General features: G+C 64.7%; 10 protein-coding genes and 1 rRNA gene. 2 read left to right on the forward strand and 9 right to left on the reverse strand.

Going from position 1 to position 12,008, the window contains the following annotated elements:
• From A3K89_RS12925 to A3K89_RS12940, 4 genes are all read right to left on the reverse strand, one after another.
• Positions 1-335, reverse strand: a 16S ribosomal RNA gene (locus A3K89_RS12925); the annotation flags it as partial.
• 515 nt (positions 336-850) lie between these two features.
• Positions 851-2,140 carry a plasmid pRiA4b ORF-3 family protein gene (locus A3K89_RS12930; RefSeq protein WP_068426511.1) on the reverse strand — a complete coding sequence of 430 codons (1,290 nt, stop codon included), beginning with the start codon at positions 2,138-2,140 and terminating at the stop codon, positions 851-853.
• A gap of 39 nt (positions 2,141-2,179) precedes the next feature.
• Positions 2,180-2,725, reverse strand: coding sequence for an LpqN/LpqT family lipoprotein (locus A3K89_RS12935; protein WP_068426512.1), 546 nt, complete (start codon positions 2,723-2,725; stop codon positions 2,180-2,182).
• 47 nt (positions 2,726-2,772) lie between these two features.
• Positions 2,773-3,588: a Cof-type HAD-IIB family hydrolase gene (locus A3K89_RS12940; protein WP_068426513.1), complete on the reverse strand. Its 816-nt coding sequence runs from the start codon at positions 3,586-3,588 to the stop codon at positions 2,773-2,775.
• A 38-nt stretch (positions 3,589-3,626) separates the two neighbouring features.
• Between A3K89_RS12940 and A3K89_RS12945 the strand changes: the two genes are divergently transcribed.
• The gene (locus A3K89_RS12945) at positions 3,627-4,502 is read left to right on the forward strand and encodes an aldo/keto reductase (RefSeq protein WP_068426516.1); all 876 of its coding nucleotides are present in this window, start codon (positions 3,627-3,629) and stop codon (positions 4,500-4,502) included.
• Positions 4,503-4,656: 154 nt separating this feature from the next.
• On the forward strand, positions 4,657-6,474 hold the full coding sequence (locus A3K89_RS12950) for an NAD(P)-binding domain-containing protein (RefSeq protein WP_068426522.1): 1,818 nt from the start codon (positions 4,657-4,659) through the stop codon (positions 6,472-6,474).
• 60 nt (positions 6,475-6,534) lie between these two features.
• On the opposite strand, the gene A3K89_RS12955 is transcribed toward A3K89_RS12950, so the two are convergent.
• The 5 genes from A3K89_RS12955 to A3K89_RS12975 all read right to left on the reverse strand — a co-directional run bounded on the left by A3K89_RS12955 (position 6,535) and on the right by A3K89_RS12975 (position 11,993).
• Positions 6,535-7,887, reverse strand: a complete 1,353-nt coding sequence (locus A3K89_RS12955; RefSeq protein ID WP_068426525.1) for an NAD(P)/FAD-dependent oxidoreductase — start codon at positions 7,885-7,887, stop codon at positions 6,535-6,537.
• Positions 7,888-7,996: 109 nt separating this feature from the next.
• On the reverse strand, positions 7,997-8,980 hold the full coding sequence (locus A3K89_RS12960) for an ABC transporter substrate-binding protein (RefSeq protein WP_084423773.1): 984 nt from the start codon (positions 8,978-8,980) through the stop codon (positions 7,997-7,999).
• A 20-nt stretch (positions 8,981-9,000) separates the two neighbouring features.
• Positions 9,001-10,152, reverse strand: coding sequence for an acyl-CoA dehydrogenase family protein (locus tag A3K89_RS12965; RefSeq protein ID WP_240930944.1), 1,152 nt, complete (start codon positions 10,150-10,152; stop codon positions 9,001-9,003).
• A 71-nt stretch (positions 10,153-10,223) separates the two neighbouring features.
• Positions 10,224-11,045 (reverse strand): SDR family oxidoreductase, encoded by an 822-nt coding sequence (locus A3K89_RS12970; RefSeq protein ID WP_068426531.1) that lies wholly within the window; start codon positions 11,043-11,045, stop codon positions 10,224-10,226.
• Positions 11,046-11,120: 75 nt separating this feature from the next.
• Complete coding sequence (locus tag A3K89_RS12975) at positions 11,121-11,993, reverse strand: LysR family transcriptional regulator (protein WP_068426534.1); 873 nt, start codon at positions 11,991-11,993, stop codon at positions 11,121-11,123.
• Positions 11,994-12,008 lie beyond the last annotated feature (15 nt).

A 12,008-nucleotide genomic window follows, 5' to 3' on the forward strand; every position in this document is an offset into this window, starting at 1 on the left:
TAGGAGTCTGGGCCGTGTCTCAGTCCCAGTGTGGCCGGTCACCCTCTCAGGTCGGCTACCCGTCGTCGCCTTGGTAGGCCATTACCCCACCAACAAGCTGATAGGCCGCGGGCCCATCCTGCACCGATAAATCTTTCCACCACCCCACATGCATGGAATGGTCATATCCGGTATTAGACCCAGTTTCCCAGGCTTATCCCAGAGTGCAGGGCAGATCACCACGTGTTACTCACCCGTTCGCCGCTCGTGTACCCCGAAAGGCCTTACCGCTCGACTTGCATGTGTTAAGCACGCCGCCAGCGTTCGTCCTGAGCCAGGATCAAACTCTCCGTAAAAGACTCTCAACCACGCAGTCCGAAAACCACGCAATCAGTTCAAAAACCAAAGAGCCAAATCACTAGCAAAAAAACTCAACTAGCAAAACAAAATGTCCCCTCACCCCAGACGGGAAGAATGAAGCAAGAAGACGTCACACCCACACCCCGAAAGGCATGAGCGCCAAAAACATTCGGCACTGACATTCATCGACACACTGTTGAGTTCTCAAAGAACACGCGCACACCATCCACCCGCAGACTCACGCCTGCCAGCATCAAGGGCAACTGTTCCAGCCTATCCCAGCTTGGTCTCGGAAGCAAACTTCCGACTCTTGGGGGACACACTATGTCAGGCACTCCGTACAACCTCGTTGTCTCCGGCCTCTCGGCTCGGAGTCGGTGTCCGTGTCGCTCTGACTCGACAAAAGTTACGCGACGAGTCGCAGAACTCCAAATCGCCTGGTCAGAGGCGGTAGGTCGCGAGGAGAAGCCGTCGGGCACGGTCGAGACGCCCCGAAACTACCGACCCCGCCCTACCGCGTCGACGACCTGAGCGCGTCGCGCGCGAACCTACGAGCCCACTGCGGCGCGTCCACGTCCGTTCGCCCCAAGTAGTACATCGGCCCGTGCGCGCCGATCAGGTCGAGGAACGCGACCGTCCTCTGTCCGGCGATACGTGCGTCCATCGCCCATCCCAGCGCCGCCATCGCATGGGTGGCCAGCTCGTCCCGATGCCGAGCCGACGCAGACGACGCGAGGGCTATCAGGAACAGCGTGCCTGCGTCCTTCTCCTGCGCCTCCCTGCCGATCGGCAACCGAGCGACGCAGTGCTGCCAGAGCCCGACATGGTCGTCGGCCAGGTGGGTGCCGGCTTTCGTTCTCACCAACGTGCCTTTCAGCACGCGTACCAGCCCCAGACTCCTCGCTGCGTCGCGGAGGTCCGTCACCTGGTGATGATCGACCTCTCGCAAGCTCGTTCCATGCCAGCCGATTCCCCAGTCCAGCTCGTCGCGAATGGCCTCGACCAGCGACGGAGGTAGATAGCCTGCCCCGGTTAGTTCGACGCCTCGCTCGCCGACGCGGTGGAGGAACCAGGCGAGTTTCGACATCGCGATCTCCGCGAGTGGGATGTCGACGGAACTCTCGATGGTCAACTCACAGCGAGGCAGCAACGCGGTCAGCTGCGGAACGTCGGTCGCTCGCAACCTGCGCAGCAGTCTCGCAACCAGGGGCGACTCGGCCGCGCTCTCCGTGTCGACGGACCGCGACATGCTGAGCGCGCGCATGCGGAGGTCGACGGCACCGCGGTCGAAGGCAGCGACATCGACGCTGTCGTCGCGATCCTCGGGCAGGCACACGTTTCGACCGTCGAGACAACGGGATCGAGGGTCGTCGACGTGAAAGACGATGTCCTGGAGTTCGACGATGTGGACCTGCCCGCCATGGGCGTCGTAGGTGTAGTCGAGCGACGCCCCGACCTCAGCCAGCAGCGCGTCGATACGCAGGTGCCCGTGAGCTGCGTCGTCGTCGACCATGGGGTGTCCGGAGAAGCAGTGTGTACAACGGCCGGACCACCCCATCGCCGTCTGCAGAACCGTGTGCAGTTCCGGAAGCAGCAGGTCCGACCGCACGCGAATCCGGCGCCACACGGCAGGCTCGCCGTCGCGCAAAGTCACCCGCAGGACGAACTGCGCGTCCCGCAGCGGCCGGCCGGTTCTGGCAGCGGGGCCTGCCAACTCGGCCACCGTCGAACGACTCGATGAGTCGTCGGGAAGGTCCGGCACCACCCACAGGTGCCGCGCTCGTCCGCTGCGATTCGGCATGCACCCGACACTAGCGGCGTCGGGCGACAAGCCACGGCGTCACGAGATGTCGGTGAAGAGCCCGCTGTTGATCGCGTCGATGTCGAACGCCAGCTTGTCGATCTGGTCGGCCAGAACCGTCACCGTCAACTGCACGAGAAACTGATCGTCGACGCCGACGACGGCGTATCTCGTCGTCACGGCCAGGTCCAGTTGCTCGGCAGCGAACGACCCGCGGATGAAGCGTGCAGGCCACGGTCCGAGGTTTTCGGCCTGCGCCTCCAACTCGACCCACCCCGGCATCACGCGAGCGTCGGTGAAACTGCAGTCCAACAGCGCCTGAGCATCGACCGGTTCGGAGAGCTTGCCGACGAGGAGGACGGCATTCGGCGCGAAACCGTTCTCGACCAAGCCTGGTTCGACGAGCACCTCGGTCGCTCCCGGGAACTGGCCCACCGGTGCTGCCTGCCACCCCGCCGGCGCCGACGCGGCGATTCCCAGCGTCGCCGCGAGCACACTGTCCGACGGAGTAACGGCGATCCCGTTCACCGACAGATATTGCGCGACGGTCATGCCGCCGGATCCGTTGCCGTCTACCTCGGTCATGCGGTGGTCTCCTCGTCGTTCCACGAATTTGGTTGCAACACAGGGTTTCACGCGCGCAAACGCACGAGTTCCTCGAGATAGAGTGCGACGCCGTCGTCGTCGTTCGATTCCAGCACACGATGCGCCACGTTCTTGATCTCGGGCATGGCATTGGCCGTCGTGAGTGGAGTTCCTGCCCATTCGAGCATCGGGAGGTCGTTGAAGGCGTCGCCGACGGCGGCGACGGACTCACGGTCGATACCCAGTTCGGTGCACAGTCGCGACAGTGCACTCGCCTTGGACACACCCGCCGCCGACATCTCGATGTACGGCGCGCCCGAATGAGTCAGCTCGACGCCACCTACCTCGGCACTCAGGACCGTGCGATACAGATCGACGCTCGACAGTTCGGGGTGACGCGCGACGATCTTGACCGTCGGTTCCTCCTCCAGAACCGTTGTGGAGACGACCATTTCGTGCGGGTGCCGATGGTGGTCGGCGAACACGCACAATGCTGCGTACCCGTGTTCGGCCACGAACGCCGTCGGCCCGACCGTCGCGAACACGACGCCGGGCACGAGCTCGCGAACTCGGGTCATCGCGGCTTCGACGGCCGAGGCGTCGATGGCCGTCGTACCGGATATGACCGGGGTGCCGTCGGACAGATCGAGAACGACCGCACCGTTGGCGCCGATCGCTTTCCCGGTGAAGCCGCAGGACCCGGCGAGTTCGTGAATGGAGTGCCTCGCGCGTGCCGTCGCCCACACGATCTCGATTCCCGACGCCCTGGCCGCGGCCATCGCATCGGCGGTACGCGTCGACACCGTCCGTTCGGAGGTGAGAAGTGTGCCGTCGAGATCGGTGGCCACGAGTTGCACAGTCACACCGACGATGATGCCAAAGACGCTCTAGCCTGGACGAGGTGAGCACTCCGAATCTGACATTGAACTCCGGAACCACGATCCCGCAGCTCGGCCTCGGCGTGTGGCAGGCCGCCGACGCCGAAACCGAACATGCCGTTCGGTACGCGCTGGACGAAGCCGGGTATCGCCACATCGACACCGCGGCCGCATACGGCAACGAGGAAGCGGTCGGCCGCGGAATCAGCACCTCGTCCGTGCCGCGCGAGGACATCTTCGTCACCACCAAACTGTGGAATGCGGACCAGGGATACGAGCCTGCCTTGGCGGCGTTCGACGTCAGCCTCGGAAAGTTGGGCCTCGACTACGTCGACCTGTATCTCATCCACTGGCCCCTGCAGAACGACGACCGACTTCTTCGCACGTGGGATGCGCTGGAGAAGATCGCCGACTCCGGTCGAGCGAAGGCCATCGGCGTGTGCAACTTCGAGCCACGCCATCTGCAGATGCTCATCGATCGCGGCGGACGGCTTCCGGCCGTCGACCAGGTCGAATTGCATCCGCATCTCACCCAGCAGGCCATTCGCGACCTGGCAGGGCAGCACGACATCGCCGTCGAATCGTGGAGTCCGCTCGGCGGCACCAGCAACTCGGGGTGGGGTAACGCGTCGAAGCCCAACACGCTTCTGACCGACGACGTGATCACGCGCATCGGTGAGCGACACGGAAAGTCGGCCGCGCAGGTGTTGATTCGCTGGCACCTGCAGAACGGCTTGATCGTGATCCCGAAATCCGTTCACGACGAACGTATTTCGCAGAACATCGACGTCTTCGACTTCGAACTGACCGACGAGGATCTGAGCGAGATCGCAACGCTCGACGACGGCGTACGCGTCGGCGCGCATCCCGACGAGTTGAACCTCGGCGCTCCGGACTAGCGGTTCGCGCGAGGACCGGCCGCACCGGTCGCGGTGATCGACCCTCCACGTCGAGTGATGCGCGTCACGTGCAACCCACTGCAACTCTCGACGGTTCGTGCCCGCATGGAGTGTGCTGGATCACAGCACACGGACACGAACGAGGGAGTCTTCCATGACCCAGACCATCGAACCGCCGGTTCTCGCCTTGACCCCACAGGAACGCGTCGACGCCTGGTTGGCGGATTTCGAAGCTGCGCTGGCTGCCCGCGACATCGAGCGGGCGGCCGGCAAGTTCGCTGTCGACAGCTTCTGGCGTGATCTGGTCACGTTCACCTGGAACATCAAGACGGTCGAGGGCCGAGACGGAATCGCCGACATGCTCGGCGAGCGTCTGCACGACACGGACCCCACCGGCTTCCGGACGACGGAAACCCCGGAGGAGGCCGACGGCGTCACGTCGGCGTGGATCGAGTTCGAGACCGCCACGAGCCGCGGAAAGGGCCACCTGCGTCTGAAGGGCGACGAAGGTTGGACTCTCCTGACGACCATGCAGGAGTTGAAAGGCCACGAGGAGCGTCAGGGCAGGACGCGCATCAAGGGCGCGGTGCACGGATCGAACGCCGATACCCAGAACTGGGCGGAGAAGAAGGAGATCGAGGAGAAGGAACTGGGCTACACCGTCCAGCCGTACGCGCTGATCGTCGGCGGCGGTCAGGGCGGCATCGCTCTCGGAGCGAGGTTCCGTCAACTCGGGGTGCCCGCCATCGTCGTCGACCGCGGCAACCGGCCGGGAGATCAGTGGCGCGGACGCTACAAGTCGCTCTGCCTGCACGACCCGGTGTGGTACGACCACCTGCCCTACCTGCCGTTCCCGTCGAACTGGCCGGTCTTCGCGCCGAAGGACAAGATCGGCGACTGGCTCGAGATGTACACGAAGGTCATGGAGGTTCCGTACTGGAGCCGAACCACGGCCAAGTCCGCGACGTACGACGAGAAGGCGAAGGAGTGGACCGTCGTCGTCGATCGTGACGGCGAGGAAGTCGTCCTGAAGCCGAAGCAGCTCGTGATGGCGACGGGAATGTCCGGCAAGAAGAACGTCCCGAACTTCCCGGGTATGGACATCTTCGAAGGGGAACAACACCATTCGAGCGAACACCCGGGTCCCGACGCGTATGTCGGCAAGAAGGTCGTCGTGGTCGGCTCGAACAATTCCGCGCACGACATCTGCAAAGCCCTGTACGAAACGGGCGTCGACGTGACGATGCTGCAGCGGTCGTCGACGCACATCGTCAAGTCCGATTCGCTGTGCGAAATCGCCTTGGGCGACCTGTATTCCGAGCGTGCCGTCGAATCCGGAATGACCACCGGCAAGGCGGATCTGACGTTCGCGTCGCTGCCGTACCGGATCATGCACGAATTTCAGATCCCCGTGTACCAGAAGATCGCCGAGCAGGACAAGGACTTCTACGATCGGCTCGAGAAGGCCGGGTTCCAACACGACTTCGGCGACGACGGATCCGGACTGTTCATGAAGTATCTGCGTCGCGGATCGGGCTACTACATCGACGTGGGCGCATCGGAACTCGTCGCGGACGGGAAGATCAAACTGGTTGCCGGACAGGTCGATCACCTCACGAAGAACGCGGTCGTTCTCTCCGACGGCACCGAGCTCGAGGCGGACGTCGTCGTCTACGCGACCGGCTACGGCTCGATGAACGGATGGGTCGCGGATCTGATCGACCAGGAGACCGCGGACAAGGTCGGCAAGTGCTGGGGCCTCGGCTCCGACACCACCAAGGACCCGGGTCCGTGGGAGGGCGAGCAGCGCAACATGTGGAAGCCGACGCAGCAGGAGAACCTATGGTTCCACGGCGGCAATCTGCACCAGTCGCGGCACTACTCGCTGTACCTGGCGTTGCAGATCAAGGCGCGGTACGAGGGCATCGACACCCCGGTCTACGGGCTGCAGGAAGTGCATCACCTTCGGTAGGCGGCTTCGCCGCATGTGCACGGAAATACACAGCCTGCTATGTATTTCCGTGCACATGCGCTATGCGCCTTGCGCCTTCGCGATCAACGCATCCTCCGACCGCACCTGGTCCAGATTGACGACACGCGTCGGCAGGATCGACGCATACAGCCAATCCGTCGCAACCCGCACGCGCGCAGCCGCCGTCGGCAAGGCGTAGAGGTGATAGCCACGCGCCACGAACTTCGCGACCGGTCCCTTCAGCTGCACCCCCAAAGGCTTCGCGACACCGTCGAAACCACCGAGATCGGCGACGAGTCCGAGATCCTTGTGGATGTACGGCTTCGCCTCTCCGACACCGAGGCTCGCCGCGACATTGCGAGCCGCTCTGACGCCTTGGCGTTGCGCATGCTGGGCCGTCGGCGGCGTGGGTGCCGACGGGTCGGTGGCCAGGTTGGGCACCGCGGCCGCGTCGCCGAGCGCCCAGACACCCGGGTGGCCGGGCACGGACAGGTCGGGTTCGACGACGAGGCGACCCTTCTCGGTCGGCAACCCGAGCTTCGCGATCAGCGGACTCGGCGCGACACCGGCACCCCATACGAGCGTGCGCGACGGAACGACGGTCCCGTCGGTGAGCGTCACAGTGGTCTCCGTCGCCGACTCGACGGAGACTTCCAACCGGACCTCGACGCCGCGCTCGGCCAGTACGTCCATCGCCTCCTTGCCGAGTTGCTCGCCCAGTTCGGGAAGAACGGCGGGCGCGACGTCGACGAGCAGCCAGCGCACGTCGTCGGGATCGATACTCGCCCACCGTGTTGCGATGCCCTTGATCCAATTCTGCATCTGCGCAACGAATTCCGTGCCGGTGTAGCCGGCTCCGACGGCGACGACGGTGAGTCGTTCCACGCGCTCGGCGCGACCGGCGGGCGTATCCGGAAGTGTGTCGGCCGCGTCGAGCTGCGCCAGAACGTGATTGCGGATGAACGTGGCTTCACTGAGGGTCTTGAGCCCGTGCGCGTTCTCGGCGACGCCGGGGATGTCGAACTGCCGCGTCACCGATCCCGGCGCGAGAATCAGCTTGTCCCATTCCAATTCGCTCTCGGACTCGCGGCCCTTCACGCTGAGCCGCCGGCCGTCGAAGTCCACGGAACCGACGTGCCCCAGCACGGTTTTCGCCCGGCGAAGCGTCTGTCTCAGGGAGACGGCGATGTCGCGGGGATCGAGCACACCCGTCGCCACCTCGGGCAGGAGTGGGCTGTAGAGCAGGTAATCGTTGGGCGCGACGAGGGTCAGCGTTGCCCGCTCGGGTTCGAGGAGTTTCTGCAGAGTTCGGAGAGCGTAGAAGCCCCCGAACCCGCCTCCCACCACGACGATCTTCGCCGGCGAGGCCGGAAGCGGTGCTGACGTGCGGTAACGCTGTCGCCATGTGCGCATGAGGGCCACAGTAACGCGCCTTCGGCGCACGTGCGCGCGAATGTATAGAGGCCGGGAGTGAAGCCTGCGGAACGACCCGAAGGCACAGTACATTCGCGCGCGTGCGGAGTCAGCCGCCTACCGCCTCCAACTGCGGACGAATCCTGTCGAGCGAGTACTCGATCGACGCCTTGGACGGCAGATTGAATCCGACGACCGTCGCGTAGTCCTGCACCGCGAGACCGCCACCGGCCACCGCAGGCAGAGTGTCGAACCCGGGGAGCGCTTCGAGATCCGCCGCGGTGCCGCCGTTGGGCAGCATGACGACGAGGTCGGCGCTCAGCTCGTTGATCCGTTCGGGACTGAAGACGATGCGACCACCCGTGACATCGGGCGATGCAGCGAGATCGGCGGGAACGCTCATCCCGATGCTGGAGAAGACCTTCGCAGCACCGTCGTCGGGGTTCACGACCGCGACGGCCTGCTGCGTGGCGACGATGTACTGAGCCAGGACGGCGGTCTTGCCGTCGAGCCCCGGGTACTGCTCGGCGATGCCGTTCGTGAAGTCCTGTCCCTCGGCGACGATCGCCGCCGCGTCGTCCTCACGATCGAGAATCCTGCCCAGGGTTTCGATCTGCCACTGCCAGCTGTCGACCGTTGCAGCCTCGGGGAATACCGTCGGCGCGAGCTGGTTCAAACCCTCGAACGGATCCGGGGACGCGATGCCGGACACCAGAATCAGGTCCGGTGCCAGTGCGGCGATCTCCTCGGTCGGTGGGGTGGCGTCGAGCGTGTCCACCGTCGACGAGTCGAGCATCGTCGCATCCTCGGCGAGGCCGGTCTGCCACGGAAACAGCTTGCGGTCGTCGCCCTGGGAACCTGCCGAGACGTAGCCGACGGGTGTGACGTCGAATTCGGCCAACGCGTCGACCCATTGCTGCCCGAGCGCCACGATGCGTTCGGGCGTGCCCTCGATGGTCGTCGACCCCGCCACGTGCTCGACGGTGACCGTCCTCGTGTCGGTCGACGCCTCGTCCTGACTCGCGCTACTGCAGGCCACCAGGCCCGCGACGACCACACCGGCAAGCACGATCCGCGAAAGGATGCGTTTCATGCCGAGGAAGTTAGCACAGCCTAGCCTTGCATGTACTTCTTCAGCTCCATCTTCGCGATCGCGCGCTTGTGCACCTCGTCTGGCCCGTCGGCAAGCCGGAGCGTACGCACGTGGGCGTACATCATGGCCAGCGGGAAATCGTTCGAGACGCCGCCGCCGCCGTGCACCTGGATGGCCCGATCGATGATGGTGAGCGCCATTTCCGGCGCTGCGACCTTGATGGCCGCGATCTCCGTGCGCGCTTCCTTGTTGCCGACGGTGTCCATGAGATGCGCGGCCTTCAGCGTCAGCAACCGCGTCTTCTCGATGTCGATGCGCGCCTCGGCGATCCAGTCCTGAATGTTGGCGCGCGCCGCGACGGGCTTGCCGAACGTGACGCGCGACGACGCCCTTCGGCACATCAGCTCCAGCGCACGCTCGGCGACACCGATGGTGCGCATCGCGTGGTGGATGCGGCCTGGTCCGAGCCGAGCCTGGCTGATCGCGAACCCCTCGCCCGGGCCTTTCAAGACGTCTTTCGACGGCACCCGCACGTCCTCGAACAGGATTTCGGCGTGACCCTCGCGGTCCACGTAGCCGAAAACGGGGAGATTGCGGACGACGGTCACGCCCGGCGCGTCGATGGGAACCACGAGCATCGACTGTTGCCGGTGCGTCGCGGCGTCGGGGTCGGTCTTGCCCATGACGATGAGGACGCGACAATTCTTGTGCATCGCGTTGGACGCGAACCACTTTCGACCGTTGAGGATGTAGTCGTCACCGTCGAGCACCATGCTCATCTCGATGTTGGTGGCGTCGGAACTGGCGACGTCGGGTTCCGTCATCGCGAACGCGGACCGAATGGTGCCGTCCAGCAACGGCTTCAGGTACTTCTCCTTGTGCTCGTCGCTGCCGAACAAGGTGAAGACTTCCATGTTGCCGGTGTCGGGAGCGTTGCAGTTGCACGCTTCGGGCGCCAACAGACTGCGTCCCATGATCTCGGCGAGCGGCGCGTATTCGAGGTTGGTCAGACCGGGCCCCCACTCGGGGTGTGGATGGAAGAGGTTCCACAGACCACGGCGTCGCGCTTCGACCTTCAGATCCTCGAGAATCTGCGGCTGCGCGTGCGGGTCACCCGCCTCACGCATCTGTTCCTCGTAGACCGCCTCGGCCGGGTATATGTGCGAGTCCATGAACTCGAGCAGATCGGATTCGTATTTCTTTGCGCGATCGGTTCTTTCGAAGAACGACACGTGAGATCCCCTCAGTTGGTCCGGCCCATCAATGTCTTCTGGTATCGCCGCATACCGTGCAGCCACCTGTCGTAGTCGGCTCCCTTGCGGCGGTACATCTCGAGCACGTCGGTGTGCGGCAGGATCAAGAACTGTTCGGCGTCCATCGCAGCGAGCACGATCTCGGCGACGTCGGACGGCTCGAGCACTTCGCCGGCGGACAACACAGCATTGGTCGCGGCGACGCCCAGAGCGTCGCCCGAATCCTTGCCCTCGTACAGCAGCTTCGTGTTGACGCCCATCGGGCACAGGCAGCTGACGCGAATACCCTGATCGCCGTACGTGACATTCAGCCATTCAGAGAATCCCACCGCGGCGTGTTTCGTCGTCGAGTATGTGGCAGAACCGATTTGAGTCAGAAGCCCGGCTGCCGACGCGGTGCTGACGAAGTAGCCCTCACCACGTTCCAACCATGTCGGCACGAGCAACTGCGCGGCCCTGATGTGAGCGCGCACGTTGACGTCGAAGGACAGATCCCACTCGGCTTCGCTCGCGTCGAGGCCGGGCGCGCCGCTGATTCCGGCGTTGGCGAAATAGAGGTCGACGGGCCCGTAGGTGTCCTCGGCCAGCGCGATGAGCGCGGTGATGTCCTCGGTCTTCGACGCGTCGCCACCCAGGGAGACCGCGACGCCGGGGCTCGTCTCGTCGATGCGTGCGACGACGTTCGACGCGGCAGTCGGATCGATATCGGACACGATGACACGGGCGCCTTCTGCGGCCAGCCGTTCGGCGAGGGCTCCCCCGATTCCACCGCCTCCACCCGTGACGACGGCAACCTTGCCTGTAACCTTCATCACCCAGGTATATCACCCCGATCTCCGCGGTGCCTCCGCCCCACGTGCGCGCGAGCCCGCGGAGTGACACGAGCACTACGCATTCGCATGCACGTGGCGAGTGAACGCCCGGACCGCGACACTCGGATTCGGCGACCAGACCAGTGCGAGAACAGCATCCACGACCGCGTCCGAGATGGGAACCGACACCAGCCGGTCCGTGAAATCCGTGCTCATCGACCGACTGAGAACCGCGACGCCCATACCCCGCGCGGCCAGATCCGCCACCGCCGCCGGGGCGCTGGCGGCGAACGCGATGTTCGGATTCGCGCCTGTGCGCGAACAGGATTCGTCGAACACCGACCGGATTCCCGTTCCCGGCGGCAGACAGACGACGGGATATGCGCAGAGCTCGCGAACCGTGACGTCCGATCGTCCGGCCAGCGGGTGCTCCGGCGGCACGCACGCCGCAAGCCCCTCCCGGATCAGGACGAGCGATTCGAGCTCGTCGGGCGGATCGGCGGCGGTACCCACCAAGGCGACGTCCAGTGAACCGGCGAGCACACGCTCGATCAGCACATCCGAATTGTCCTCGGACAGAGACACTTCGACGCCTGGATGTTCTCGATGGAACGACGCCAACGCGTCGAACAGCGGGGTCACGGTGCACGCGGTGACCATGCCGACATCGATGCGCCCACGCACCAACAGGTTCACCTCGTCGACGCTGCGCTGCAACGACTCCGCCGACGCCAGAGCTGCCCGCGCGTGATGCACTGCCGCCTTCCCTGCGACGGTGAGCGCGGCGACCCGGCTGCGGCGGTCGATCAACTCGGCGCCGACCTCGCGTTCGAGCGCTTTGATCTGAGCACTGATGCCCGACTGGCTGATGTTGACCCGCTCCGCTGCACGCGTGAAATTGGCTTCCTCCGCGACGGCGACGAAGTACTCGAGCTGACGGAGTTCCATAAGCTCTGATTCTAG

Source organism: Rhodococcoides kyotonense, assembly GCF_001645385.1.
In the GTDB taxonomy this organism is placed as follows: Bacteria; Actinomycetota; Actinomycetes; order Mycobacteriales; family Mycobacteriaceae; genus Rhodococcoides; species Rhodococcoides kyotonensis_B.

Excerpts from the sequence above, each read along its gene's own strand:
- A3K89_RS12970 (WP_068426531.1), bottom strand. The coding sequence starts at position 11,045 with ATGAAGGTTACAGGCAAGGTTGCCGTCGTCACGGGTGGAGGCGGTGGA.
- A3K89_RS12935 (WP_068426512.1), bottom strand. The coding sequence starts at position 2,725 with ATGACCGAGGTAGACGGCAACGGATCCGGCGGCATGACCGTCGCGCAA.
- A3K89_RS12965 (WP_240930944.1), bottom strand. The coding sequence starts at position 10,152 with ATGGACTCGCACATATACCCGGCCGAGGCGGTCTACGAGGAACAGATG.
- A3K89_RS12950 (WP_068426522.1), top strand. The coding sequence starts at position 4,657 with ATGACCCAGACCATCGAACCGCCGGTTCTCGCCTTGACCCCACAGGAA.
- A3K89_RS12960 (WP_084423773.1), bottom strand. The coding sequence starts at position 8,980 with ATGAAACGCATCCTTTCGCGGATCGTGCTTGCCGGTGTGGTCGTCGCG.
- A3K89_RS12930 (WP_068426511.1), bottom strand. The coding sequence starts at position 2,140 with ATGCCGAATCGCAGCGGACGAGCGCGGCACCTGTGGGTGGTGCCGGAC.
- A3K89_RS12955 (WP_068426525.1), bottom strand. The coding sequence starts at position 7,887 with ATGCGCACATGGCGACAGCGTTACCGCACGTCAGCACCGCTTCCGGCC.
- A3K89_RS12975 (WP_068426534.1), bottom strand. The coding sequence starts at position 11,993 with ATGGAACTCCGTCAGCTCGAGTACTTCGTCGCCGTCGCGGAGGAAGCC.